Here is a 25942-nt window from a genome sequence, read left to right as displayed (position 1 = left end):
TTCTTTCTTAAGCTTCCTTTTCCTTATTATCACATTTTCAGAAATACATTATTTTTTTATGCGCATTCCTATAAAAAGACATCAAATTAAAGTTTATCCGGATTCTAAACGCGTGATCGCACGCTTCTTTTTCAATGGAGAAGTGCGTGCGAGGGATGTCGTACAACGAGTCATGAATCTTAGCGAGGATGAGGTTTTCGCGATCCTTTCTCCTCTTTTGCAAGAATACTCCCGCAGGCACAGAAATATAACCAAGGTATGGTACCGCCACTGCAACAGACTCAAACCCATTGTCGTGGGAATGGGCCTCGACTTTGATGAGCTGCAGCAAAACAGACGTTTGCTGCTGGGCGCCTATTTTACGCATGAATATTCCATTGAGTCGGCTGCATTTTTCAACCCGTCTATCGTGGAAGACCCCGACCAGTCTGATCTGGAGGAAGGTCAAAAGCGACTAATCATCAGTTTCAGGGCTGTAGGTGAGGGCCATATATCTTCCATCGCGTTCAGGAAAGCGATTATCGACAGTAATCAGAACATCCAGGTATTGCCGGTGGGAAATTACGTAGATGAAGCAGAGATTATAAGAAGTGCTGTTTATAAGAAGGAGCTGTTTTTTGAAAAGGCGGCAGTTTCGCGTATTGACGCAACCATCCTGGGAGAGCTGTCGGACAAGTTAAACGAAGAGTTTGACTATGTTGCCCTCAGAAGAATTGTACTCGACTCACAGCGTCTGGAGACCGATGATCTGAAGAAGCTGGCGTATGAAAAAATCCTCTGGCTGTCTGACTCTTATAACGAGATTACGTTTTCACTGGACACCGACCTGTCTGACCGGGTGATATTTCCTATTTCGGAGCTGGAACGCAAAGGCATTGAAGACGCACGCTTTGTAAAATTTGTAAATGATAGCGGAAGTGCAATATATTACGCCACTTATACGGCATACGATGGATCTATGATCATGCCTAAACTGCTGCAGACGTCGGACTTTTACAACTTCAAAATGAGACCTCTGCATGGCGCAGGCGCTCAGAATAAAAACCTTGCGCTGTTCCCCCGTAAGATTAATGGCAAATACGCTATGCTGTCGCGAATTGACGGATGGAATAATTACATCATGTACTCGCATGATATTAATTTCTGGGAGGAGCCTCAAATGCTGCAGCAGCCTCAGCATTCATGGGAATTCACACAGATAGGCAATTGCGGATCTCCATTGGAAACCGAACATGGCTGGCTGGTGATCACGCACGGCGTGGGCCCGATGAGGAAATACTGCCTGGGAGCAAGCTTGCTTCAACTGGACGACCCTTCGGTTGAGATCGGCCGATTGAAGCATCCTTTGCTGGCTCCTAATCATGATGAGCGCGAAGGATATGTGCCAAATGTTGTTTATTCCTGCGGTGCTATCATCAATAACGGCGAACTGATATTCCCTTACGGATTGTCTGACTACGGATCGGCCTTCGCTTCTGTTAATGTAAATGCCTTAATTGAAAAAATCATCAGCGACTCAAAAGCCGGATAGGATTTTTCGATAAAGCAGTATATAGTCTTTGACCATCTTTTCTTTAGAGAATTGACTAAACGACCAGTCACGGCATTCTTGCCGGCTGATATCATTGAGCAATTCTACCGCTTCAACGGCTTCGTCTGGTGAAGCGACAAGAAATCCGGTTTCTCCATGTCTGATCAGTTCAGGCATGGAACCCCGGTTGAAGGCTATTACGGGAGTGCCACAAAGCATCGATTCGGCAACGCTTAATCCGAAAGGCTCTTCAAAACTGATCGGATGCAGCAGGGCTGACGCTTTACCCAGCAGGTCGTTGCGTTTTTCCGGACCGGCATCCCCAACAAATACAATGGTATCGCTGAGGAATGGCTCCACCCTCTCCCTGAAATATTCAGCATCCTGAATGATCCCGGCTATAATGAGTCGGCGGTTAGATCTTTGCGCAATCTGTATCGCCTCTGCTGTTCCCTTGTCGGGATGAATCCTGCCAAAAAAAAGCAGGTAATCTTCCGGATGAGCGTTGAATGAGAATTGTTCGGTTTGCAGACCGTTATAAACTGTACCCAGATAATCCAGATCAGCATGCCGGTTGGCATTGCTGATGGATACATAGCTGGTAGAGCGGTTATATTTCTTGTAAACAGGGACTATTTTTTCAGACGAAAACCCGTGTATCGTGGTTAGAAAAGGGGTTTTCACCAGGGATGAATATGTGAGAGGCAGAAAGTCGAAGTTGTTGTGTATGAGATCGAACTGATCTGCACGCTCCATCAAATGGCTGATGTGCAGGCATTCTACCACCTTGGCATCGACGCCTTTATCTTCTTCATAACCCCTTTCAGTTACCCATTCCAGGCTCCCATCGGTAAGAGAATCTCCCGTTGCGAACAAGGTTACATCGAAGCCTTCTTTCAGCAGGCCCTCGGCGATATTAGAAGAAACCTGTTCCCAGGGCCCATAATGTCTTGGTGGGGTTCTCCAGGCTACCGGAGCAAGTACAGCTATCTTCATTTCAACATCACTTTCTCTAGCTTGCCGACATCCTGGCTGTTTTTATAGTTTTGTTTAAAGGCCAGCATCACGCTGAGATGTGAGATGAGATAGGCCAGCGTACTTTCGGCACCCTGATTACGGTTGACGCCATGCATCTGCAAACCATCGCAGCAGCCGCCGGTCTCCTGATCGTAAAGCGGGGTACGTAATGAATTCTCACCCAGGAACCATAGGTAGCTCAGGGTCATTTTTTTCATGTACTCTTCTTTTCCGGTGACGGAAAATGCCTGTGAATACATCAGCACCATAGCCATGGTTTCGATGGCCTGCTGATCATTTAAAGGTTTCTCTCCTTCTCTGAAATACCAGCCGTCGTTGCCGATCGGGTTGAGATATTTATCGTTTACCGTATGGAGTTCAAGGAAGTCCGTCGTCTTTATAGCGATCTCCAGTACCTTCTTATCAGCGGTTATTTCGGCAGAATGATATAATGCAAGGGGAAGTATGGCATTGTCGTAGGTCAGGTAATTTTCAAACCAGTGCCAGTTTTCTCCGCTTGTAGTATCGTAAGCGTCGGTTAATTTCTTTGTGAGACTGAGCATTACCTTCATCATCTCCTTATCGGATGAATGCGTTTTCAGATAATGGCAGATACCAATGATGGAATTGGCGATCCCTCTCAGGTATCTCAGGTTTTCTGCCTGAGGTAGTGCTTTCCAGAGCAATTCTTCGCCAAACTCCGCATAACTGTTACCGGGAGAGTAGCGCACCAGGTATCCCAGGGCCCAAACAGCCCGTCCAAATGCATCTTCGGAGCCAAGCTCATCCAGGTACTCCCTTCCGTAACTCAGAAAGTTTCTGAAGCTGCCATCTTCATTCTGCATGTAATGAATAAAGCTCATGTAAGGATTCATCAATTTTAATGCATCCTCATTGCCGTCGAGCTGGTAAGACATCAAGGCCATGACAAGCGCTCTGGCATTATCATCGAGACAATAGCCCTCTTTCCAGTTCGGAATTCCGTATTTGGCATGCTGAATAATACCCGTACTGTCTGTAAGCAGTTTTATGTATTTCAAGCTAAACGGAGGCAGCACTTCTGCATCCATAATCTGACTGAATATCTTATCACTCAGATCAGGATTCTCGATAGCATCTTTCGCGATGGAGATGTATCTTTTTCCGATAACCGGCCATCTTAGTCCCAGACCATAGTTGTAGGCATTGCTCTTTATGGCTTTAAGCTTTTCCGGATCTTCCAGGAGTTCAAGTACGAGATCAGAAAGCCGGGTATGGTCTTTGAAATTGAACAAACGTCCGCGGTCCTCATCCAGCAGCTCGGTTGCATGCCAGTAAGGCGTAGAAAGGACTGCTGCACCGGCACCCACGGCGTAAGACAGGGTACCGCTGGTGATTTGCGCTTCATTCAGATAAGGTGTTACATATATATCGGTGGCGGTAAGATATTGAATGAGGTCTTCTTCAGTCACAAACTTGTTGATGAAGGCCAGATTATCCCTCACACCAAGTTCCTCGGCCAGACTGATCAGCGATTCGCGATACTCTTCACCTGAGCTCTTTCGGATTCCGGGATGTGTGTTTCCAAGGATGACGTACAGTATCTCGGGATGAACGGCCGCTATTGCGGGCAACGCCCTGACCACCGTTTCCAGACCTTTGTTCCTGCTCAACAAGCCGAATGTGAGCAGCACTTTCCTGCCAGCGAACATGGGCGAGGCCTTTACCTGATTTAGCACAGGAGCTTCCAGGTCGGGTACACCGTGCTCTATAAATTCTATTTTTTCCTCCGGCACGTCATAGATGTCTTTAAGAAATCCGACGGCGCATCTGCCCATCACCACAACCTTGGCGGATACCCGCGCAATTTCCTGGATGATCATTTTTTGCAGATATGAGGGACTTTTCAGTACCGTGTGGAAGATGGAGATGATGGGTTTATCAATCTTCTTAATGAAGGGAAGTACATATACTCCGCAATCTCCGCCGAAGATTCCAAATTCATGCTGCAGGATACAACAGTCTGTATCGCCTTTATTGATATACTCAGCAGCCTGATTATAATCTTCGATATGCTGTTGTCTGATAATTACTTTTACTTCTTCGGGATAGTTGTATTCATCAAGACTTTCGGAATCATTTAGTGCGATGACGTACCCGTTTTTTGTTGATACGTTTTCTTTCTGGTTGGAGGATATAGCCTGAATGAGATTCTGATTAAACGTAGCGAGGCCGCATTCCCTTGGGGGGTAAGTTGATATGTAAGCAATTTTCATCAATGAACGATTTGCTTATAATACAATCGTAGGGCGAAATTGTTTCTAATGCGGGCCGAATAGAACCGCAACAGGTTCTATCTTCGAAATGGTTATTCCGGAGAAGCAGTCATCCTGACAGCCATCAGGGATATATCCACAGGAAGATATCAACCCGTTGTTGTTGGCCTCGAAAATCACTTTGACCCCTTCCCGCTTTTTCAGCCAGTCGCTTTTTGCCCGCTTATATACCTCATCCACTGTGATGACCTCTGCGGCAGGTGTCGTCTGATGTGAGTTAAGCTCGCCTTCCATCTCCGCCCATTCCAGTTGTTCTGCGGGAATATTTTTCTTAATAAGGTCGTCGACACGGGTATATCGAAAGCGGCGTGAGATAACCTCTCCCTTGAAAACGAGCAGGTTAGTTTCCCAGGATATACCTGTCCAGCTGCCACCTGTCACGGTATAGGAATAGGAGTTATCGCTTGCTTTTTTGTAGTCGAGCCAGGCGCGATGACTTTTTTCAAAACTGTTCTCATATTCGAAATCGCTTTTTTTACATGAAGAAAGGAGCGCGGCAATCAATAGGGTCAAAACGTAAAGTCTTCTGGTCATAATTTCTAGTTATCATGCAAATACGTACGCAGGCTGCAATATGCTACATCAGGCGGGCTAGGGCTTTGCCGATTTCAGACGGCTGGGCAGGTAGCCGAAATACTTTTTAAAGGCTACACTGAAATGGGTGGCATATTTGTAATTCAGTTTGGAGGCAACTTCGGCAACGCTGATGTCTTCCTCTTCGAGCATCCTCTTCGCTTGTTCCATTTTATGCCGGGTCAGATAGTTGTAGACGGTGCTGCCAAAAGCGATCTTGAAATCGCGCTTCAGATTGAATTCGTTGGTACCCACCAGATGCGCCAATGACCTTAATGACAGCTGTTCTCCGTCAGCATTTATCAGGATATCCCGGGCTGCCACCATTTTGTCCATCTCTTCTTTTTTCAGGTTAAGCGACCGGGATGCGTTCTGCAGCTGTCCGCGTTGCGAGATCTGTAAAGCGAGAAGTTCCATCACTTTCGACTCTAGCAGGAGCCGGTCGCAAACCGGATCGCCGGAGCTCTGGTCAAGCCGATGCAGGACGGCGCTGATCTCGGGGGTAATATGCATATTGGATTTTGCAAGCGTAACCAAAGCCGGACGTTTTGATGCTGTCCTGATCTTCTGCCAGGCAGGATCGTTGTACAGATACCGGTCCAGGAAGGCAGCGCTCAGATTGATGCAGATGATTTCATCCCCCGGACTGCTCAAAGCCATGGTCAGGGACCCGGGTTTTATGCAGCATAGGTTATGCAGCTGAGAGCCAATACGGGCAGATTCGCTTGTTGCACCTCTCTTAAAAAACAGGGCTTCTCCTTTCAGTACGAAGATCATCTGGTAGATCCATCCCCCTGGTTTTTCTGATGGAGGAAGCGGCATCTCCGGTTCAGCCTGATCAACACCAGTTCGGGAGTACGTGATTTCTACGGATCTAATTTCTCCCTTTAGCGTTAATTCTTCTCCCGATTGCGTCATTCGTGTCTTCTATATTTGCGTGAAATTATTCTTATTAAGATCATTTCTAAAGAACACGAATATAGATATACTTATTATATGCACAAAATTCTACTGATCGTTCTATTCATACTCTTGCATCAGGCGACAAATGCTCAGACAGGATCTCTGTCGGGTGTTGTGAGCGATGAGCAGGGCAAGGCTGTTGACGGTGCGACCGTGACGCTGAAAGAATTGGGCCAGTCGACCATGACCGATCCGAAAGGGAGGTATGAAATAAAGGCTGTCAGGCCGGGAAACTTCACGCTCATCGTCAGCTCCATTTTGATCGAAAAGAAAAGCCTCAGCATACAGATCAAGGATGCGCAGACGGTAGCGAATGTAAAAGTAAAGGCTTCGGGGGAAAAGATGCTGAATCAGGTATCGGTGGAAGTAAAATCGGAGAAGAGACTTATCGAAACCTCGGGCTTCGCGGTGAATGTGGTGGAGACCAAGGAAGCATCGCTGCGGAACGTACAAACGAATGAACTGCTGGATCGCACGGTTGGGGTCAGGATCCGCCAGAATGGTGGTCTGGGTTCAGCTGTGGAATACAATCTGAACGGTATGTCGGGCAGATCAGTGGGAATCTTCATCGACGGCATTGAGATATCTACCTATGGATCTTCCTTTAATCTGAACAACATCCCTCCTTCTATGATCGAGCGGATCGAAGTTTATAAGGGTGTTCTGCCTTCGCATCTTTCGGGTGATTATATGGGCGGAGCGATCAACGTCATACTAAAAAAGGACGTCGCTCAGAATACGGTCACAGCCTCCATGTCTTACGGCTCTTTCAACACCTATCAGGCCGACGGCAGCGGCATGTATCGAAATCCAAAGAATGGTTTCACGGCCAAGGCTTCGGGCTTCTACACCTATACGGATAACAGTTATGAAACCTGGGGAAAGTTCTCCAAGTTTATTGCTCCCGACGGACAGGTGGAGCGATTTTACAGGGCGAAGCGCTTTAACGATTCTTACCAGTCTGCAGGCGGTCGCTTCGAGGCCGGGTTTACGAACGTTAAATGGGCAGACGCGCTCCTGCTGGGATATAACGGCTCAGCAACGGATAATGAAATACCGCACGGCCAGGTCATGTCAAAGCCTTACGTGGGAAGAACCAGCGAGTCGCAGGCACATGTCTTCAACCTGATCTATAATAAACGCAATCTTCTTGTGAAGGGGCTGGACCTGAGTTTCAACGGGGTTTACAGTAACCGCAGCACCTATTTGCAGGATACCGTAGGGTATGTGTATAACTGGGACGGAAACTACCGCCTGGATTTTTATAACAGGCCGATGTACCGCGAGGGACGCGGCCAGCAGGGTCTTGACGTGATGACCGACATCACCCGGAAGATTACCACGCTGCGTTCTAACCTGAGTTATGAGATCTTCTCCGGACACAAGCTTTCGGTAAACCATGTGTATTATACCGTTGACCGTGATGATGCGGATCTTCTGAGACCTATAGAGAACGGCTCCTTAAAAACCATCAGTGACCTGGCCAAGAACGTTACGGCTTTCAACTATGAAACGCAGGTATTTGAGAACAGACTGAAGACGAACGCTTTTGTAAAGTACTACCAGCAGAACTTAAGCCGCATCACACCCATCATAACCGTGGTCGGTGGAAATAATGTGCTGAGCATGGAGCGCGCCGATGCGGAGGTCGACGCTACGGGTTACGGACTGGCGGCATCTTTCACAGCAGTTCCACGGGTTGTTCTGATCGGTTCTGCCGAGCAGGCGGTGAGGATGCCCGGCGATACGGAGATCATGGGAGATCCCAATGAAAATATCCTGTCTAACTTCTCCATTCGTCCGGAAGTAAGCAAGAATTACAACCTGGGATTCAGACTGGGTACTTTTGAATTAACGAAGCACCGGGTCTCCGTTTCGGGGAACTTCTTCTCCAGGAATGTAAAGGACAGGATCGTACGTCAGGTGAACACGACCTTATCGGACCAGGAGGTGGAAACTTCGCCCTATATGAACCTGGGCCGCGCCAAATCGATCGGGTTTGAAGGAGAACTGAGCTATTCGTACAATAACCGCCTGCATACCATGTTCTCGCTCTCGAAGTTTAACTCTGTATTTAAACAGGGAGATGCTTCGGCAACCGGACAGCGTCTGTCGCAGTATGAGAATAAGCAGCTTCCCAACGAACCATTCTTCACCATGAACGGGAATGCGCAGTACCGGTTAGACAACCTGATTCAGAAAAAGTCTATCGTTCATCTGTTTTACAACTTCGGTTATGTTGCACCTTTCAGAACGGTTTGGCCTGAGTCGGAATGGTTCACTACGCCTACCCAGTTTTCTCATGACCTGGGCATGAATTACAGGTTCCCGGACAGAAAAATTGTGCTTAGCCTGGATGCAAAGAATATATTCAACTCCGAGATCTATGACAATTTCGGGGTGCAGAAGCCCGGACGGGCATTCTATGTCAAGTTAAATTACACCATCAACAGTTTTTAATACCATATATCAAACAATAACTCATGAAAACAGATCTATTGAAGACCATAGTGTTAGGTGCAGCAGTAACTGCCTTTACATTATCAAGTTGCCAGAAAGACGACAGTAACGGAGAAAACATAAGTGAAGCTGATCGCTGGATCACCGTGTCGGGTGCTATGGACGACCCTTCCAATACAACGGTTGCTGACGGTAATGCCGGAACGATGGTGTATAGCTTATCGGTGGAAGACGTTAAAAATCCGGGGGTAACAATAAACGTTTTTGACCAGGGTATGCATGTTAAATCACAGCGTACTGCGCGTCTGCAAGCTTCAGCAGACGGCAAATTCCTGTACAACATTCAGTATGTTGGAGAAGACGGGGGAATTTTCAATAAATATAGTGTACATGGCGGAAAGGACTTCAGAGCCGATGGCGCGGAAGTGGATACAGAGCCCTATGTGAGCGCCTCTCCGCGTTGGCTGAAAGCCACGGAAGGTGTTGGCGTAGCAGTGAAAGCAGAAGCCAACGTGGTGTACGAAGGGGTAAGTCCGAATTTTACTTTCAAGGAAAGAATAGCGGATGTGGATGTGATCACACTTGACCTGAACAATCCGAGGATCACTAAAATTACTGACTTCAGGCTACCCCTGTCGGCTGAAGAAATAGCAGCCGGATACCATGTGAGCCGTATCGATGTTCCTGTTGTGAATAAAGCTGGCAATAAGGTGTTCATTGGGGTCCAGGTGTCGAAAACGAATACGACTTCTTTTGAGATCGGTGAAGACGGAATTCCTGTATTTGCGGCGGATAATAAGAGTCCGAAAAGCTGGGCAAGAACCCTGGTGCTCGACTATCCTTCTCTTGAAAATCCGAAGCTGCTGACTTCTACACAAACCAGGGGTAATACCAACGGATACAGAAGCACCATGCAGTATATTGGTTCTGACGGTCATGTCTATCAGGCGACTTCGGGTGAAGGACCCGGTAACGAGGGGTCTAAGATCCTGCGTTTGAGTTCGGCCACGAATGATTATGATAATGGCTACGTGTTCAGTCTGGATCAGGCCCTGGGGGAAAAAGATACTTACATCGAGACCTGGAAATATGCGGGCGACGGAATAGGCTTTGTTGTTTACAGCAAATACACCGGAAAAGGAACCGAACGTGCAGGTGGCTATATCGCGCGGGTTGACTTAAATGCCAAAACCGCCACCAAATATTCGATACCGTCTGAAGCAACGCTTGACTTCGGTCAGATTCAGTCTATTGCAACGCATGGAGACGATGTCTTTGTTGCGGTAACGCCAGTTGGCCAGGATGGAAACGTCTACATCTTTAACAGAAAAACCGGAGAAATGAGTGTTGGCGCTAAGCTGGCGAACAAGCCCGGCAACCGTTATATTGGGGTCTACTAATACAATCGTTAGTTTTTAGTTCTGAAACCAGATGCGCTGCCGGCATCTGGTTTTTTTTTGCCCCTGACGAAAATTCAGTTGACGATTATTTCTCTTCTACATCAAGGTCTTCCAATGAGGTGTGATCGCTTCCAGGGGGAGTTCTTTTCACTACCGTAATTTCACCATTCAGTTCCATCACGACAGCCTTAACATCCTCCATGCGCTCTATGCGGAACTTTCTGATCTCTGCATAAATTTCTTCGCGGGTGATAACCTCTTTCTTCATTGGTTCTTCAAGAAATTTTCCGTCATAGAATAAAAGCGTCGGAGAAGAGTTTATCGCTTTTTCCATGATTGGCGACTCTTTGGCCAGCCATGCCAGGAGATATTGTAAAACGATGATCACGATCAAGGCAACAGCGCCTTCCGCGATTGTTACCTTGGCTAGAATCATGGAAGACAAGGTCGAGCCGAGAGTAACCGTCACCACGAAATCAAAAGCGTTTAGTTTGGCGAGCGTTCTTTTTCCTGATATGCGAATGAAGAGGAAAAGGCTTAGATACGATATGACGGCACAGAATAAAATATGCCATAAACTTTCCCAATCTTTGAACAGTAGTTTTTCCATAGACACTTTCTATAGTCTACAAAGCTTCCATGGAAAAGTTTAGCATTTGTCAATCAGCGCATTTCCCACCACTTTCCCGTGCTGGTAACTCCCGGCACTGTCTTTTGTCCCATGACAGGCGTCAGGATCTTTGTATTCGTTTTCCCGGCCAGATCAGATACCATCCGGATGGATTCCTTCCAGGGATGCAATGCCAGATCAAACGTTGCCAGGTGAATGGGAACCAGGTATTCAGCCTTTACATCCGAGATAACATTTATCACCTCTTCAGGAAAGAGGTGCGTATTAGGCCAACCTTTGTTCCAGGCGTCGATCTCGACGAAGGCAACGTCAAATGGACCGTACTGCGCGCCGATCTCTTTAAAATGGTTGCTATAGCCTGTGTCACCGCTCCAGAAAATATTCTTGTACCCGCCCTTGATTACATAGGACGCCCAAAGCGTCTTGTTCCTATCCTTATTGCTTCTGCCGGAATAATGCACCCCAGGTGTTGCTGTGATATCGATGCTGTCGTGTTGATAGCTTTGATGCCAGGCCAGTTCGGTTATCTTATTTTCCGGCACTCCCCATCCCTTCAACCTCGCCCCTACTCCTAAGGGAACCACAAAGTTCACATTCTTATCAGCAAAATATTTGATGGTATTGGTTTCCAGGTGATCGTAATGATCGTGGGTAATCATTAAGACATCGATTTCGGGCAGGTCTTCCCTTTTCAGGGGAGGATTGGCAAACCGCTGCGCTATAAAAGGCAGAGGTCCTGCGTTTTCAAAGACGGGATCTATCAGAAGTCGCCGGCCGTCCAGCTCAATAAGGACGGTGGAATGTCCGAACCAATAAAAGGCCAGGTCCTCAGGAACTCTCGGAAAGTCTGATTTGCTGAGCGGCATTGTCGGAAGCGCGGTTTGAGGTGCGTTAGGCGATCTTTTAAAAAATCTCATGAATCCGGGATCTCCGCCCGTGGTGCTATCCTTTGCATAGACCAGCTTCTGCGGACTCACAAACTCATTTAGCGCGGAATTATAATAGGGAATTGCTGCGAACTTCGTCTTGCTTTCGTCATGGGAGTATCGCTCTCCTATCTGATCGTTCACATGCCATGCTACAGCAACCAATAATATTAATACTACCAGAGAGAAAATCCCCAGTGCTCTTTTCAGTTTCGACCTCATTCTTTCTTATCGCCGGGATTAACCCGCTTAACCGATAAATATAGAATAAACCCAAAGAAACTTTACGTAACAATTCCGCCTGAAAGAGCGGGCTTAAAAATGGCTAGGAGTAGCTATTGTCTTTAATAAGGACATAACAGACTTTTACTGAGACTATGGAGAAAAACGTATTTCATCTGGCTCTTTGTATGGCTGGATCTATATCAGCCGGTGCGTACACAGCAGGAGTTATTGACTATTTACACGAGGCTCTCGAAAACTGGCAGAAGGAGAAAGATAACGGGAACCCCTCCGTACCCGATCATGATGTGGTGATAGATCTTTTGGGCGGGGCTTCAGGCGGCGGTATTACTGCGGCCCTTGCCTTTTTCGGTCTCCGGAACGACGTTCCTCACGCTTCGCTTGGACCAGACGGAAAGGATTATCACGTCGACAAAGAGCAAAACATTTATTGGAGAACATGGGTTGAGATGACCCAAACGGACGTATTGAATGAGCTTCTCGCAGAACAGGATATTCAGGAAGGATTCATTCCCTCGCTTTTGAATGCCGGCTTCGTTGACGAAGTCGCGGAAACGTTTAAGCGCTATATTCAAAACAACAATCCCAAATCAACTATTCCGACCTTTTTAAACGCAGAGGCAGAACTCTTTTTGACGCTCTTCAATATTACCGGTATTAAGTACAAATTGAGAAGCAAATCACCGGCAACAACCGAACAATTTATTTCTGAACACCGCGACATATCGCATTTCCGATGGTCGGATAAATATGAGAACGACGGACGAATGGAGATCTCATCGGAGAACCGGAAAAATCTACAAGCCTTATTGGATTCAGCAAAGGCTACGGGCGCCTTTCCTGTCGGATTGAAAGCCAGAATCGTCGAACGGGAGGCAAAATACATTTGGGACAATCCCTATTTCAAAAAAAACGGCAAATTCGATCGGGAGAGCATTAATCTTGGAAATGGCATTTCGAAGGAGGACCATATCTACAAGACGGTAAACGGTGATGGTGGTACGGCTAACAATGAGCCCATTGAGCTTTGCAAAGAGTTGCTTCTGAATATCCGGATCAAGCATTATAAAGACATACAAACCGACGTCGATCTCGACAACAGCAATGACGCGGAAAAAACCCTCCAAAAAAGAAAGTTGACGGATAGCTCCGTCATCCTGATTGACCCCTTCCCCTCTCTGGATTACGATTTGAAGGTGCCAGACGATCGCTCAGCTAACTTGCTTGACTATATACCTAAATTTGTTTCTGCGCTGAACTCCCAACTGATATTTGACGCAAAAGACGCCTTCGAAGCGTATGATATAAACAACTACGGGCTGCATATCATCGCCCCTTCAAAGGATGGGGTCGCCAGGCCTGATCATGCGATAGCCTGCGGGTCCTTGGGCGGCTTCGGCGGCTTTTTCAAAAAGGAGTTTAGAATCCACGACTTTTTTCTCGGGCGCCACAATTGTCAAAGTTTTTTAAGAAAATACTTTGTCGTTGACTTGAATGAGCCTGACTCTTCTGAAAACTACAAATGTGTGGAATCGGTCATACGCGGCTATAAAAACCATCCGGACAGAATAGCGAAATATTCATACACTGATGAGCAAGGCCGGACATTGGTGCCGATTATTCCTGATATAACTATTAAAGAACCTATCCGTTTGGAAAAGACTCAGAACGCCGATGGAACGAAGACCATACGGTATAGAGATCCGAATCCCTTGCCTTTGTACAAACTGGATAAGCTGGACGAACACTTTTTTGCCGACTACCGGGACCTGCTGAAATCCAGGATCCGAAAGATTATCAATAGTCTTATCGACGGCAGGTGGCCTATTGACGTCGCCATCAACGCTGTGTCTAAAATTCTCGATGACAAGATTGCAGACAAAGCACTCGACTATGTAATAAAAGATCTGAAGGAAAGGGATTTGATTAAGTAATAGCGGAAAATAATATACAGACATGGAATTAAAAGTAATTCAGATCGGAAGTAGCGGTCCTTCTGTCGAGCTCTGGCAAGCTTTTTTAAGAGGAAAAGGGTATTATTTTGGGCTCATAGACGGAGATTTCGGGCCGAGAACGAAGGCTGCGACAATCAAATTTCAGAACAAGCACCGTCTGGAGCCTGACGGGATAGTAGGCAATAAATCCTATGGCGTCGCTATGAGACTGGGCTTTGAGGGCACTATAGACGAACGCAGGGATGAGCTGGGAGCTTCCTTTCCCCCACCACCTCCATTCGGGCCGCTCGTATCGAATCTGGATCGCCAAAACGTTTTCGGTCATTTCCAATTTATTTCAAAACCCCTGCCCCGAAATCCGGAAAACATCGTGATTACAGACGATTGGGAAAGGAACAACATTAAAACGCTTTCCATCCCGCAATTGACCCGTATCAAGGGAGACGAAAAGGTCAGATTCCATAAGCTGGGCGCGAACCAGCTTGTGGCATTATGGAAGGAATGGGAAACAGCGGGTTTAATGTCCAGGATCATTACCTGGGACGGATCTTTTGTCCCCAGATATGTCAGAGGAAGTACCAAAACCCTAAGCAATCATGCCTTTGGTTCTGCCTTTGATATCAATGCTGCCTGGAATGGTATTGGTACACTCCCCGCCCTGACCACTCAAAAAGGCTCAGTACGGACTCTGGTGAGCATTGCGAACAAACATGGCTTTTACTGGGGAGGGCATTTCTCAAGAAAAGACGGAATGCACTTTGAGATCGCTAAAATTCTTTAGGATACAAGCAACCATTGCCAGTTATTGCATCATTCAGCCTGACATGAAAACAATCAATTTTTCCGCGGAGTTTCAAGGTGGAACATTTGGCTTTATTGAAGTTAAATTAAGAAGGAACGGACTTGTTTACAGCACGTTTGCCGTCAAGGGATCAGGTGTAAAGTCACTGGATACAGACGCAGGGCTATATTTAGTATCTATAAATGGCGTATCGCCCTCCGGGGGGACTGCGTTTACTATCAGCGAGCCGACAAATCCCTCTACCCCTGACAGTTTTCCTGAAGGCCCGATCTACAAAGGCTACGTTATGGAGATCATTTAGGATGAAAAAAATAGCAATATTCCTCACACTTATCGTATCCTTTCATCATGCTTTTTGTCAAAGCAGCCAGGCGGATACTCTGTCCGTTATCAAGTCAGATGGGGATATCCGAAGCGGAAACTTTCGGGATGTCTTGACAGACTTCTTTCAGCTGGCACTGACGGATCTGTCCGGCGAGGAGAAGAGGTTCCGGTTTTCATCCAATCTGTTCGCTCTTCGCCTGAAGGTCAATCCGGATTTAAATATAGATTCATTGTATAAATCCCAGTCGTTCTGGAGAAACTCCAACCTCGATTTTGACTTGAAGATGGATGAAAAGTACAGATTTAACGGTGCCAGCTTCGGGTATCGCTACGCAATCATTAACAAACGCGACTTCTCAGTCGCTAAAGACTTTTCGCTGTTGTTATCCCACAAATTAAACAGATCAACGATTTTTTTTAATGCGGTAGAACAAGCCCTGAGTGAGCAATATGGTCACGACATTAAAAAGCTTCAGGAAATGAATAACGAACTAAACGGCTTTCTTAATGACGCCAATATTAAATTTCGTTCTCTCAGTCAAGAATCACAGGACTTAATTACCGGTCTGCCCTTAAACCAGGATACTATCAGCGGGGACTTTAGTTTTGCCCAAAACGTCAAAGACATCTACGAGGAGCTTGTCGATAGTTATAAATACAAGCTATTATGGACTGTGGGTTCAGAAGCTTCCACCTTTTCCAATGGCGAGATTGAGGATATTAATCTGAGTACAAGAGCCACCTCCGGCTTTATGAAAATCGGCAGGAAGAGCAGCCTTGAATTTGACATCAAGGCACAGTATAGTTTACTTGACGACTCACTTTCAAACGGCCGGGATCTCAACAGACGAATTATCAGTTTGGAAGGGGGTTTAAACTGCGTCTTCCGGGACAGAAACAATGACAAATCGATATTGGAAATAAAGCTAAGCTCCACTTATAATAAACGCTCAAAGGTGATCTATTCAAATGAAAAGGATGAATTCCTTACGCTGAACGGTACCCTCCGCTTTCGGCTAAACAATGAAATTTCTCTGCCCTTAGATATTCAATACGATCCCGATCGTGGAAAATTATTCGGTCTGCTAGGCGTCAAATTCAACTTCGATTGGTTTGAACTATAGGTTATCCACCGCGCTCTCAATGCACCATTACCTTGTTCAGGTACTTCCGCTTATAATCGAAAGGCGTCATTCCGGTTACTCTCTTGAAATGGCGGTAGAAATTGGACACGTTATTGAAGCCACAATCAGAACAGATCTGTTCGGTTGGCGCCTTATCTTCGACCAGGGCGCGACAGGCATGGCTGATCCGGATCTCGATTAAGAAGTGGTAGTAGGTTTTTCGGGTCATGAGTTTGAAATACCTGCAAAATGAGGTAACGCTCAGATTACTAACCGAAGCGATCTCCGTCAGAGTGAGATCTTTGCGATAGTTGGCCAGCGTGTAATTGTAGATTTTGTTCAACTTAATATTATCCGCTTCGCTGGAGCGGTAGAAGATCCCCGAGCCTGAAGATATGATATCGAACTCCTCACTCTCTGCCATCGTCCGTAAAATTGATAAAACGGTAATGATCCTCTCCAGTCCCGAGACTTGCAATATCTGGCGCATCAGTACGGCCAATTTTTTGGCGGTCGTACCGGTAAAGCTTAATCCGCTTCTGGCCTTCTCGAAAAGTTTATTCAGGTGATGGGCATCCGGAAGGCTTAGAAACTGCGGGCCCAGGCAGTCGGGCAAAAAGTGCATCACAATGACCTCTATCTCGAGGTCAGGGTTATTCTGATGGTATTCTTCCTTACAACGGAAGGTATGCGGAAGATTCTCGCCCAGCAAAACGATATCACCGGGAGAGAAATTCCGGATCGTATTGCCGATAAAACTTAAGCCCTCCCCCTTGATAACATAGTGAAGTTCCAGCTCGGGATGATAATGCCAGATACCGACAAAATGAGGTTTTCTGTCGTGACGAATATTGTACGAACTCTCGAGCTGTAAGGAAACTTTGTGAAATAGGGGCTTCATATTTTATTACGCAGATAGCAGGGACGACCTCAGCGGTACGCCCCTGCTAAACTAAAGGCAATCAAATTTTTATTTTCTAGTAACCGTTGTTACCGAATTCATCCGCATTATTGATCGTATTGAGGAAGTTAAACGGAATTGGCCGGTTATAGTGCTTGGCAGGTGCGAAATTCGCAGCCGCTGTTTTGTTGTAAGTTGGCAGCCTGGTTTCAAACGCCTTATTACGTTTCAAGAGGGCCCAACGGTTAAACTCGCCGCAAAGTTCACGTGCGTACTCATCGAACACATCGTTCATGGTAGCGGATGTAAGCTGCATCCCTGTTGCGGTGTTGAAGTCAGCGGCATTTCTGCAGGCGCGTTTACGTAATTCATTCAGATATCCGGCGGCCGCGGCCCCGTTACCATTGGCCTGCAGAGTAGCCTCCGCAGCAAGCAGATACACTTCTGCCATACGCATCACCATGATATTACCCAGCTTTTGCTGGAAGTTTGAACCTAACCATGCACCGTCGAAGTTGTGGTTAAACTTCATCATCGCAGGGAACAGGTTGGCCAGGCTCGACGGTGTTAATCCGTTATTCGGACTAACCGTTTTGTAGGTGCTGCCCGAAGGGTCTGAAGCGTCAAACAGGTCGTCAATATTCACTGTAACATACCCGCGGGCTTTTTTGTCTTCGGCGCTCAGTCTGTCTTTACTCAGGTAGGCGAAAAACCGGTCTTCATCGGCAGCCAGCGGATAAGGATGCACATTGGCATTGGCTACGGTCTCCAGTTCGGAAGTCGCACCTGTATAAGCACCCTTTTTCCATATCTTAGGAATATACTGCCAGGTCGCATTCTGAGAAGCATTACGTGCGTTTACGTCGGCATACGGATAGATCTTTTTCCCGATATGTGAAGGATCGATACCGTATTTGGTGCACATAGCCGCCGTTAGTGTAACGGTAGCCGCACTGTAAGCCACGTTTGCCGGTGCGGGAACGGAGGTTCCTAAACTAGCTCTGGCCTGCTCTCCGGAATAATTGGCGAATGCTGTAGCAAACGTATTTTCCCAACGTTTATCATAGCGGGCGTCGAAGCAATTGATCAGATATTTGGTAGGCGCAAAAAACTGCTGATTTAAACGCCCGTAATAAGCGTTGGAGGTATTGGAGTTTACGCCTCTTTTAAATACGTCTGAAGTGCTGAAAGCATCGTCAAATTTAGGATAAAAATGAAGGTACAGATTGGGTCTTGTATTACCTGTAAACACATCGTATGATGGGTTATAAGGATCAACTCCGTAAGCGGAGAACAAAGATTCCGCATTATTGCGGTTGTTGGCGGAAGCGAAAACCTGCGAGAAATCTGTGTACAACGCAGCATTGTACTGAGCCTGGTTGTTGATCAGGTCATCCGCAACTTCTTTGGCGCGCTGCCAGTACGTTTTGCCGTTCTCACTTAAGCCTTCGCCCGCTCCCTGCGCATAGACGCGGGCAAGGAGTCCGAGTGCAGCTTTTTTGGTCGCACGCTGAGCATTATTTTCATACGGCTGTACCGGCAGGTTTTGTGAGGCAGCTGTTAAATCGGCTACGATCTGCGTATAGATCTCCGGAACAGGGTTGCGCTGTGGAGTCAGGCTTTTTTCAGGAGTATCGACTATGATCAGCGGAACACTACCGAACTGGGTTACCAGAACCGAGTAGTAATAGGCTCTCAGGAACTGGGCTTCTGCAACCAGTACCTTGATATCATTGGCATCGCCATCCTCTAACTCAGTGGCTAACTGGATCGTCTTGTTGCAGGCATTTATAGAGCCGTATGCAAAATCCCAGACGTTTCTTACCACCCCCGAACTGTTGGTAAACTCTTCGTAAGCGAGGATGTCCCTGAACTGATTGTGGTTATTATACGGGAAGGTCCAGAGGTCGGTACCGGCTTCTGAAACCAATCCGTAAGGCATCCCGATAAGCGAGCCCCAGAGCCCGGTATAACAGTTTGACTGGAAAGCTTTCCAGCCGTTAAAATCCCTCAGGACATTCTCTTCCGATAAAGAAGTGGGATTGTATTCGTCGAGCTTGCATGATGGCACAGCTAGTGCGATCATCAGACCGACCCCACATTTATATAATATGCTTCTTATATTTTGAGTATTCATGTGTATAAATTTTTTGGCCTGATTAAAAAGTGACGTTCAATCCGAGTACTACCTGCTTGGTTAATGGATAATCCAACTCTCCATTCATCTCCGGGTCATACTGTTTCAGCAGCGGGCTCTTGGCGACAACCAAAGGATTGGTAATCGTGCCATAAAAACGCACTCTCTGCATGGAGATCTTCTGCAGGATATTTGTCGGCAATGTATATCCCAGGGTGATATTCTTAATTTTAAAGAACGAACCGTCTACGTAGTTCAGACCTGAGAATCCTGTCATGGTTGATGGAGAGGCCAGATTATTCATGACCGGAAAATCGTTTGATGGATTTTCAGGCGTCCAGTAGTTGAAATGGGTAGGGAATGTTCTTGGGGGACTTGCATTTATGGCGAAAGCACTAGGCTGATACCATCCCATCATGTTATAGGAAATAGTTTGTCCGAATCTGAAGTAGGTATAGACACCCAGGTCAAAGCCTTTGAATTTAAACTGATTTTGCAGACCGAGTGACCAATCGGGATTGTTATGTCCCACGATCTGATAGTCATTGGCACTGTAATTATACCGTGAATTCGCTGCAGTCAATTCCGGATTATATTTTTGAGCTTCTGCAAGGTCGGTGTAATAATACATTGGTGTGCCGTTCACAGCTTGTTTGGTAAATACACCCGGTGCGAGCTGCTCCATTCCAGGAACGTTAACCTTTATATCACCGGGACGTTTGCCAAAGACTGCGGCATCAACCTCTTCTCCGATCTGCCATACGCCGTCAAGTTTATAGTTACGGAAGGAATTTATTGGTTCGCCCAGTGTAAGGGAATAGTTTCCGTTCACGATGTTATTCGCTGTTCCGCCTGTTAAGTTCAGGATTTTATCTCTGTTTACTGCGAACGCCGCTGAAGTGGTCCATTCAAAGTTCCGGCTAACGATATTGCGGGTATTCAGCGTAAGCTCAAAACCTTTATTTCTGGTCTCGGCGATATTAATATTAGTCTGATAGAGGACACCTGGTCTGTATGATCCGTAAATGACCGGTGAGTTAACGCTGTAAATTACGCCGTCGGTGTTCGTGGTGTAATAGTCTAATGCCAAATCAATACGGTTCTTGAAGAAGGAGGCATCTAAACCAAAATTCAGATTTCTGGATTTCTCCCATCCAAGATTGGGATTGGTGAGAAACTGCGAGTTACGGAAGATGGGCTGTGTTACACCCCCCAGCGACATATTATTGCTTTCCATAATGGAGACGGAGCTATAGGGAAGTATTTTAGCCGTTCCTGCAATACCCCAGCTTGCGCGGAGTTTCAAATTGTCAAGCCAGTCTTTGGTTCCGGCCATGAAATTCTCGTCGGAGATCCTCCAGCCTGCCGATAATGCAGGGAAGTTATCCCATTGGTTTTCCGTGTACAACACCGATGATCCATCGCGACGTATGGAAGCGGAAAATAGGTACTTACCCAAATACGAGTAATTAACACGCGCCATTAAGCCCAGGGTCTTATACATTTCATAACTTGACGTCGCTCTGGTATTCTCATCACCGCTGAACTTATACCATTTGAAGTTATTGGACGCTACGTTATTCTGGACCATTTCTGTATTCGTTTTCTGATTATCGATCCAGGAGGTCACACCGGTAAGCGTAAAGTCATGATCTTTAGCCACCTTGAAGTTGTACGTCAGAATATTTTCCCATTGCAGCTCCTGCACGCGGTTTTGTGTGACCTGCGCTTTAGCGATACCTGCGTTGACATACGTATAATTTACAGAACCCACACCATCAAAGCGATAGGTGTTCAGATAGTTCATATGAACACCGGCACGGGTCAGAAAGGTAAGCCCCTTCAGCGGCTTTAACTCAATGTATGGATTTAAGAAAATCTTGGAATTGTTATCCACGTTTCCGTAAACCCCGGGCTGATAATCCAAAAGAAGGTTGTACACGTTGTTTCCAAGATCCGGATTCAGTGTGCCATCTTCCCTGTAAGGTCTTACCAGCGGGTCGGTTACCAGCGCATTCTCGAGTTTGTCCTGAGCTTTATCCCTGTCGACATAAGATGCCTGGAGGTTACCTCCCACGGAGATCCAATCTCTTATTTTATGGTCGATGCGCATACTGGTCGAATACAGCTTATACTGGTCTCCGTTGTACTGACCCTTCTCGTCTGCATGATTGAAGGATATATATGCCTTAGTCCGGTCAGTTCCCCCGGATACACCCAGGCTATAGTTCTGCGTGCCTGCATTATCACGAAGAAATTCATCTGCCCAGTCTACAAATTGGCCTCGCTTAAAGGTCTCGTATCGTTGAGGACCGAAGATCGTTTCGTCGTCTGCGGGCGACTGCCACAGGGCTCCGGTAGTGGTCCACTTATTAGCGGTGGCATCGAACACATACTTGAAGGCATCACGCTTGGCTTGTAAGTAATCGTCGCCTTTACGAACTTCGGGAGTGACAGACCAGCCATTGTAGCCGTAGAACGAGTTAAAATCAACACTTATTTTACCAGCTTTTCCACCTTTCGTAGTAATGATAATTACCCCGTTCGCACCTGCCGAACCATAGACGGCAGTCGAAGAGGCATCTTTCAATACTTCAATGGATTCGATATCGTAGGGGTTTAAGGTTTCGTAGTCGCCCGGAAGACCATTAATAATGAACAATGGATTGCCGCTTGCGGTAAAGGAGCGGGTACCACGAAGCTGCAGGTTGACAGGAGCCCCCGGCTGTCCGGATGATCGCGTAATGTCCAGACCCGCTACCCTTCCCTGGAGCGACTCCATGGGGTTAGGCCCTGGTCTAGCGGTAATTTCCTCCGCTTTAACCGATGAAACAGATCCGGTAAGATCACGTCTTTTGACGGTACCATAACCGACTACCACTACTTCATTCAAGGTACGGTCAGTCGGCTCCAGTGTAATGTTCAGGGTGGATGTTTCATTTGCAATTTTAACTTCCTTATCACCGAATCCTATGAAACTGATAACGAGGATATCACCTCTGTTGGCGTTGATGGTAAAAGCACCGTTCACACCGGTAATTGCAGAGGCAGAACCTCCCTTTAATCTAACTGTTGCTCCGGGAAGCGGCTCGTTCTGTTCATCGCGGACGATGCCTTTGATGGGAGCAGCAGCTACAGTGTGTAACTCTTTGCCGGCGGGTTTTTTTAAATGGTTTTTAGCTGCTAGTTGCAATGGTCCTGCTACTAATGCAAGGGAGAGTACCCTGGTAATTAGTCGCAAGCCCATCGGCCGCATACTGCGGTTTTTAATACATGTTGAGTCCATAATTTTCTATCACTGGTTAATTGAAAAATCCTTCACAGGCTTTCAGCTTGCGAAAGTCATTCAGTCGCTTTTACGTAAAGACTGAGGGAGCGCATCCATAACGCTCTTCGGTCAGGAGATCTGCCAGATCCTATAAGTTGATTGGGAACAACAATAAAAGGAGGTAAGTAAAGACTGCTTCATATTTGGTTTATTTGGTTTGTCGTAGTTAGTTAAGTAAGCACCGGATTTGAACGTTTAAATGGCTATCAGCTTTATGAAAACGTTTTCATTTTCAGTCGAACTCTTTATCAATCGCTCGCTTTCTCAAAGAATGAGTCGGTCTCAATTGGATATAAATCTAAGATACTGACTTATTTTTCGATTTGTCAAAAGGAATATCTCCTATTTCTTACCAATCTTTTGTAGGAAATTACCAAAATGAGCTGTTTTTCTCGAAAAGCGAGCAACGATATTTCATGTAATGAAACAATGTAGCATTCGTGCTAATAGATAATACCTTGCCCGGAAGTGTTTTTTTTGCCGTTAGGAAAGCGGCTCGGGTCTCGGGCTACTTCCGGCGGGTCTGAATTTATCATCGGGCAGGGGGATAAACTCCTTATCGTCGTTTGGGGGCAGGATAATCCTCCCCTGCTTCCAGTCTTCTTTGGCCTGTTCGATACGTTCTTTCCTGGAAGAGACAAAGTTCCACCAGATAAAGCGTTCGCCTAAGGGCTCACCGCCGAGAAGCATCAGGGTGGTATCCTCTTTCGCTATCAGCAAGGGATCGACGCCTTTGCTGAACACCAGCATCTTTCCGGCTGTGTAGGTGATGCCGGAAATTTCCATGCTTCCCTTCACGATGTAAAAGCCTCTTTCTGAATGCTCCCGAGGCAAGCCGAATGCTGCCCCTTTCTGCAGGACCACATGGAGGTAAAACAGGGGCGAATTCGTCTTGACACCATTCTTCAGTCCGTACGCATCCCCTGCGATGAGTCGCATCCAAACACCCTTATCTGTATAGACAGGAAGCTGTTCCGGGGTATAGTTATTAAAGGAGGGCGCAGCTTCTTCGTCGCGCTCTGGCAGTGCAACCCAGGTCTGGATCATCTCCAGTCCCCCGGCAAGAGAAGCGGGGTCTTCAAACCGTTCTGAATGGGAGATGCCGCTTCCGGCGGTCATCCAGTTGACTTCTCCGGGACGAATGATCTGTTCTACGCCCAGGCTGTCACGGTGAGTAACCTGTCCCCCGAACAGATAGCTAACCGTCGACAGGCCGATATGCGGGTGCGGAAGGACATCGAGCGTCGAGGGCTGCTGCGGCATAGCGGAAATGGGGCCCGCATGATCCATGAAAATAAAAGGCCCGATCATTCTCCGCAGGCGAAACGGAAGAATACGTTTCACTTTGACAGCGGGACTGAGAATAGCACTTCGGGATTCGATGACGATATCTAACATGGGAATTTGTTTTTATACACTACGTAAGATCGTAATAAAATTGCGCAAAAACTTCAAGTTTTAATCGGTAGATTTAATAAGTAAACCTATGAAACGCCATGGTACCGATCCTTGATCATACTACTGTGCCCATTGCGGCATCGCTCCTGCATTTGGGGAACCTGATAAATCATAACCGGTTCAGTTTAGAAGACATCGGCGACTATATTCCCGGATGTGTTATGGAGCAAAGTCTGTTACTGATGACTAACCGGTATATGAATAAACAGGGCTGCGATATTTTGAGGCGCAGCAAAGAAGAGCTCCAGAATATGGGTGCCGCGTATTTTAGCAATTTCTTTCCAGCAGAGGAAATTGCCTGTCTCAGCATGGAATTAGGAAAATTTATCAAAGCCCAGGACTATACAGACGTTTATGGCTTTTTTCAGAGGGTGAGACCCGGCTGCGATGCCGACTATAAGTGGTATTACACGACATCTCACCTGTGCCCTCCCGATCAGCCGGGAGGCAGCCCAAGCCTGATGAATATTGCTTTAGACGTTAGCAGCATGGGATTTGCCGGAAAAAAGATTTGCAAGCTCTGCGACGACAACTCGTTTATGGTGAAAAACTACCTCAAGTTCACACGCCTCAGCAAGAGAGAGAAGGAAATAATCACGCTCATTACCAGGGGCCTGAGCAGCTATGAGATCAGCGACAGGCTTTTCATCTCCATCCACACCGTCAACAACCATCGGAAGAATATCCTGAGCAAGCTGGAAATACGCTCTATCACACAGCTACTCAGGTTTGCCGAGGCCTTCGATTTAGTGGAGTAAATTCTGCCGTAGGAGATGTTTCATTACACTTCGGATTTTTCATTTCTGAAGGCACTCATATCAATTACGAAGCGGTATCTCACATCCCCCTTCAGTAAGCGTTCGTAGGCTTCGTTGATCTGTTCAATGTCGATCATTTCGATGTCGGAAGTGATGTTATGCTCTCCGCAGAAGTCAAGCATCTCCTGAGTCTCGGCGATGCCGCCGATCATGGATCCTGCCAGGCTTTTGCGGCCGGGGATCAGACTGAATGCGGATACAGGTAAAGGGTATTCCGGAGCTCCTACCAGGGCCAGGGAACCGTCTACCCTCAGCAAGGCAAGATACGCGTTGATATCGTGCTGAGCGGATACTGCGTCGAGGATAAAGTGCAGTTTGCCATGAAAGGCTGCCATTTGCTTATCGTCTTTTGACAGTACGACCTCGTCGGCACCCAGACGTTTTGCCTCTGCGAATTTTGATTCGGAAGTAGTGAAGGCCACTACATGCGCGCCCATAGCCCTGGCAATCTTAATTCCCATGTGACCAAGACCGCCGATACCTACAATCCCTACCTTCATGCCAGGACCGACTTTCCAGTGCTTTAAAGGAGAATACGTGGTTATACCGGCGCACAAAAGTGGTGCAGTTGCGGCCAAGTCGAGGTTTGCAGGAATACGAAGTACGAAGCTTTCGTCCACGACTATACGCTCCGAGTAACCGCCGTAAGTTTGCGTACCAAGATGCTTATCCGGCGAGTTGTACGTTTGAGTAGCGCCGGGCTCGCAATACTGCTCCAGCCCTTCTTTACAGTATTGACATTCGCGACAGGAGTCTACCATACAGCCTACTCCAACCATGTCACCCAGCTTGAACTTGCTAACATGATCGCCCAGACTGACAATCTTACCGACGATCTCATGTCCGGGTACACAAGGATAAACCGTTCCATGCCACTCATTCCGCGCCGTATGCAGATCCGAGTGACATACTCCGCAATAGGCTATTTCAATTTCGACATCGTGCGGCGTAGCAGCCCGCCGACTGATGCTCAGTTGGTTCAATGGCGCTTCGGCTGATTCGGTACCGTAGGCTCTTACTTTTGTCTGGTTCATAA

19 protein-coding genes are annotated in these 25942 nt (G+C 46.8%); 8 read left to right on the top strand and 11 right to left on the bottom strand.

Annotated elements, in window-relative coordinates; all coding sequences use genetic code 11:
- Positions 1-58: 58 nt before the first annotated feature.
- Complete coding sequence (locus B0I27_RS01095; protein ID WP_106290526.1) at positions 59-1531, top strand: glycoside hydrolase family 130 protein; 1473 nt, start codon at positions 59-61, stop codon at positions 1529-1531.
- Here the strand turns inward: B0I27_RS01095 and B0I27_RS01090 are convergent.
- The 4 genes from B0I27_RS01090 to B0I27_RS01075 are packed head-to-tail and all read right to left on the bottom strand — an operon-like array spanning position 1517 to position 6354.
- Entirely contained in the window at positions 1517-2527 is a 1011-nt protein-coding gene (locus tag B0I27_RS01090; RefSeq protein ID WP_106290524.1) for a glycosyltransferase family 4 protein, read from the bottom strand. The genes B0I27_RS01095 and B0I27_RS01090 overlap by 15 nt on opposite strands.
- Positions 2524-4803 carry a glycosyltransferase family 4 protein gene (locus B0I27_RS01085; protein ID WP_106290522.1) on the bottom strand — a complete coding sequence of 760 codons (2280 nt, stop codon included), beginning with the start codon at positions 4801-4803 and terminating at the stop codon, positions 2524-2526. Before B0I27_RS01085 ends, B0I27_RS01090 begins: the two co-directional genes overlap by 4 nt.
- 45 nt (positions 4804-4848) lie before the next feature.
- Positions 4849-5397: a hypothetical protein gene (locus B0I27_RS01080; protein WP_106290520.1), complete on the bottom strand. Its 549-nt coding sequence runs from the start codon at positions 5395-5397 to the stop codon at positions 4849-4851.
- Between the two features lie 57 nt (positions 5398-5454).
- Positions 5455-6354 (bottom strand): helix-turn-helix domain-containing protein, encoded by a 900-nt coding sequence (locus tag B0I27_RS01075; RefSeq protein ID WP_106290518.1) that lies wholly within the window; start codon positions 6352-6354, stop codon positions 5455-5457.
- Positions 6355-6432: 78 nt separating this feature from the next.
- Here B0I27_RS01075 and B0I27_RS01070 point away from each other — a divergent pair, with 78 nt between their 5' ends.
- Positions 6433-8859 (top strand): TonB-dependent receptor, encoded by a 2427-nt coding sequence (locus B0I27_RS01070; RefSeq protein ID WP_106291193.1) that lies wholly within the window; start codon positions 6433-6435, stop codon positions 8857-8859.
- A 23-nt stretch (positions 8860-8882) separates the two neighbouring features.
- Positions 8883-10259 (top strand): hypothetical protein, encoded by a 1377-nt coding sequence (locus B0I27_RS01065; RefSeq protein ID WP_106290516.1) that lies wholly within the window; start codon positions 8883-8885, stop codon positions 10257-10259.
- Between the two features lie 85 nt (positions 10260-10344).
- Here the strand turns inward: B0I27_RS01065 and B0I27_RS01060 are convergent, their stop codons facing one another.
- Together B0I27_RS01060 and B0I27_RS01055 are read right to left on the bottom strand one after the other, a co-directional pair.
- Positions 10345-10869, bottom strand: coding sequence for a DUF421 domain-containing protein (locus B0I27_RS01060; RefSeq protein ID WP_106290514.1), 525 nt, complete (start codon positions 10867-10869; stop codon positions 10345-10347).
- Between the two features lie 53 nt (positions 10870-10922).
- On the bottom strand, positions 10923-12038 hold the full coding sequence (locus B0I27_RS01055; RefSeq protein ID WP_106290512.1) for an MBL fold metallo-hydrolase: 1116 nt from the start codon (positions 12036-12038) through the stop codon (positions 10923-10925).
- A 155-nt stretch (positions 12039-12193) separates the two neighbouring features.
- Between B0I27_RS01055 and B0I27_RS01050 the strand changes: the two genes are divergently transcribed.
- The 4 genes from B0I27_RS01050 to B0I27_RS01035 are packed head-to-tail and all read left to right on the top strand — an operon-like array spanning position 12194 to position 16264.
- Complete coding sequence (locus tag B0I27_RS01050) at positions 12194-13993, top strand: patatin-like phospholipase family protein (protein WP_106290510.1); 1800 nt, start codon at positions 12194-12196, stop codon at positions 13991-13993.
- A gap of 22 nt (positions 13994-14015) precedes the next feature.
- Entirely contained in the window at positions 14016-14795 is a 780-nt protein-coding gene (locus B0I27_RS01045; RefSeq protein ID WP_106290508.1) for a M15 family metallopeptidase, read from the top strand.
- 43 nt (positions 14796-14838) lie between these two features.
- Entirely contained in the window at positions 14839-15117 is a 279-nt protein-coding gene (locus B0I27_RS01040; RefSeq protein WP_106290506.1) for a hypothetical protein, read from the top strand.
- A gap of 1 nt (position 15118) precedes the next feature.
- Positions 15119-16264 carry a hypothetical protein gene (locus B0I27_RS01035; protein WP_106290504.1) on the top strand — a complete coding sequence of 382 codons (1146 nt, stop codon included), beginning with the start codon at positions 15119-15121 and terminating at the stop codon, positions 16262-16264.
- A gap of 16 nt (positions 16265-16280) precedes the next feature.
- Here the strand turns inward: B0I27_RS01035 and B0I27_RS01030 are convergent, their stop codons facing one another.
- The 4 genes from B0I27_RS01030 to B0I27_RS01015 form a co-directional block, all read right to left on the bottom strand.
- Positions 16281-17165 (bottom strand): AraC family transcriptional regulator, encoded by an 885-nt coding sequence (locus B0I27_RS01030; protein WP_106290502.1) that lies wholly within the window; start codon positions 17163-17165, stop codon positions 16281-16283.
- A 76-nt stretch (positions 17166-17241) separates the two neighbouring features.
- A complete protein-coding gene (locus B0I27_RS01025; protein ID WP_106290500.1) occupies positions 17242-19302 on the bottom strand; it encodes a RagB/SusD family nutrient uptake outer membrane protein in 2061 nt (686 codons plus the stop codon).
- Positions 19303-19324: 22 nt separating this feature from the next.
- The gene (locus B0I27_RS01020; RefSeq protein WP_106290498.1) at positions 19325-22588 is read right to left on the bottom strand and encodes a SusC/RagA family TonB-linked outer membrane protein; all 3264 of its coding nucleotides are present in this window, start codon (positions 22586-22588) and stop codon (positions 19325-19327) included.
- A 525-nt stretch (positions 22589-23113) separates the two neighbouring features.
- On the bottom strand, positions 23114-24028 hold the full coding sequence (locus B0I27_RS01015; RefSeq protein ID WP_106290496.1) for a pirin family protein: 915 nt from the start codon (positions 24026-24028) through the stop codon (positions 23114-23116).
- 98 nt (positions 24029-24126) lie between these two features.
- Between B0I27_RS01015 and B0I27_RS01010 the strand changes: the two genes are divergently transcribed.
- Complete coding sequence (locus tag B0I27_RS01010; protein WP_106290494.1) at positions 24127-24846, top strand: response regulator transcription factor; 720 nt, start codon at positions 24127-24129, stop codon at positions 24844-24846.
- A 23-nt stretch (positions 24847-24869) separates the two neighbouring features.
- Here the strand turns inward: B0I27_RS01010 and B0I27_RS01005 are convergent, their stop codons facing one another.
- Complete coding sequence (locus B0I27_RS01005) at positions 24870-25940, bottom strand: NAD(P)-dependent alcohol dehydrogenase (RefSeq protein ID WP_106290492.1); 1071 nt, start codon at positions 25938-25940, stop codon at positions 24870-24872.
- Positions 25941-25942 lie beyond the last annotated feature (2 nt).

This window comes from Arcticibacter pallidicorallinus, assembly GCF_003002875.1.
Lineage (GTDB): Bacteria > Bacteroidota > Bacteroidia > Sphingobacteriales > Sphingobacteriaceae > Arcticibacter > Arcticibacter pallidicorallinus.
This window is presented reverse-complemented; position numbering and strand designations above follow the sequence as displayed.

What these genes read in the sequence shown, in the direction of transcription:
- B0I27_RS01095 (WP_106290526.1), top strand. Translation starts at nt 59, where the DNA reads ATGCGCATTCCTATAAAAAGACATCAAATTAAAGTTTATCCGGATTCT.
- B0I27_RS01090 (WP_106290524.1), bottom strand. Translation starts at nt 2,527, where the DNA reads ATGAAGATAGCTGTACTTGCTCCGGTAGCCTGGAGAACCCCACCAAGA.
- B0I27_RS01085 (WP_106290522.1), bottom strand. Translation starts at nt 4,803, where the DNA reads ATGAAAATTGCTTACATATCAACTTACCCCCCAAGGGAATGCGGCCTC.
- B0I27_RS01080 (WP_106290520.1), bottom strand. Translation starts at nt 5,397, where the DNA reads ATGACCAGAAGACTTTACGTTTTGACCCTATTGATTGCCGCGCTCCTT.
- B0I27_RS01075 (WP_106290518.1), bottom strand. Translation starts at nt 6,354, where the DNA reads ATGACGCAATCGGGAGAAGAATTAACGCTAAAGGGAGAAATTAGATCC.
- B0I27_RS01070 (WP_106291193.1), top strand. Translation starts at nt 6,433, where the DNA reads ATGCACAAAATTCTACTGATCGTTCTATTCATACTCTTGCATCAGGCG.
- B0I27_RS01065 (WP_106290516.1), top strand. Translation starts at nt 8,883, where the DNA reads ATGAAAACAGATCTATTGAAGACCATAGTGTTAGGTGCAGCAGTAACT.
- B0I27_RS01060 (WP_106290514.1), bottom strand. Translation starts at nt 10,869, where the DNA reads ATGGAAAAACTACTGTTCAAAGATTGGGAAAGTTTATGGCATATTTTA.
- B0I27_RS01055 (WP_106290512.1), bottom strand. Translation starts at nt 12,038, where the DNA reads ATGAGGTCGAAACTGAAAAGAGCACTGGGGATTTTCTCTCTGGTAGTA.
- B0I27_RS01050 (WP_106290510.1), top strand. Translation starts at nt 12,194, where the DNA reads ATGGAGAAAAACGTATTTCATCTGGCTCTTTGTATGGCTGGATCTATA.
- B0I27_RS01045 (WP_106290508.1), top strand. Translation starts at nt 14,016, where the DNA reads ATGGAATTAAAAGTAATTCAGATCGGAAGTAGCGGTCCTTCTGTCGAG.
- B0I27_RS01040 (WP_106290506.1), top strand. Translation starts at nt 14,839, where the DNA reads ATGAAAACAATCAATTTTTCCGCGGAGTTTCAAGGTGGAACATTTGGC.
- B0I27_RS01035 (WP_106290504.1), top strand. Translation starts at nt 15,119, where the DNA reads ATGAAAAAAATAGCAATATTCCTCACACTTATCGTATCCTTTCATCAT.
- B0I27_RS01030 (WP_106290502.1), bottom strand. Translation starts at nt 17,165, where the DNA reads ATGAAGCCCCTATTTCACAAAGTTTCCTTACAGCTCGAGAGTTCGTAC.
- B0I27_RS01025 (WP_106290500.1), bottom strand. Translation starts at nt 19,302, where the DNA reads ATGAATACTCAAAATATAAGAAGCATATTATATAAATGTGGGGTCGGT.
- B0I27_RS01020 (WP_106290498.1), bottom strand. Translation starts at nt 22,588, where the DNA reads ATGGACTCAACATGTATTAAAAACCGCAGTATGCGGCCGATGGGCTTG.
- B0I27_RS01015 (WP_106290496.1), bottom strand. Translation starts at nt 24,028, where the DNA reads ATGTTAGATATCGTCATCGAATCCCGAAGTGCTATTCTCAGTCCCGCT.
- B0I27_RS01010 (WP_106290494.1), top strand. Translation starts at nt 24,127, where the DNA reads ATGGTACCGATCCTTGATCATACTACTGTGCCCATTGCGGCATCGCTC.
- B0I27_RS01005 (WP_106290492.1), bottom strand. Translation starts at nt 25,940, where the DNA reads ATGAACCAGACAAAAGTAAGAGCCTACGGTACCGAATCAGCCGAAGCG.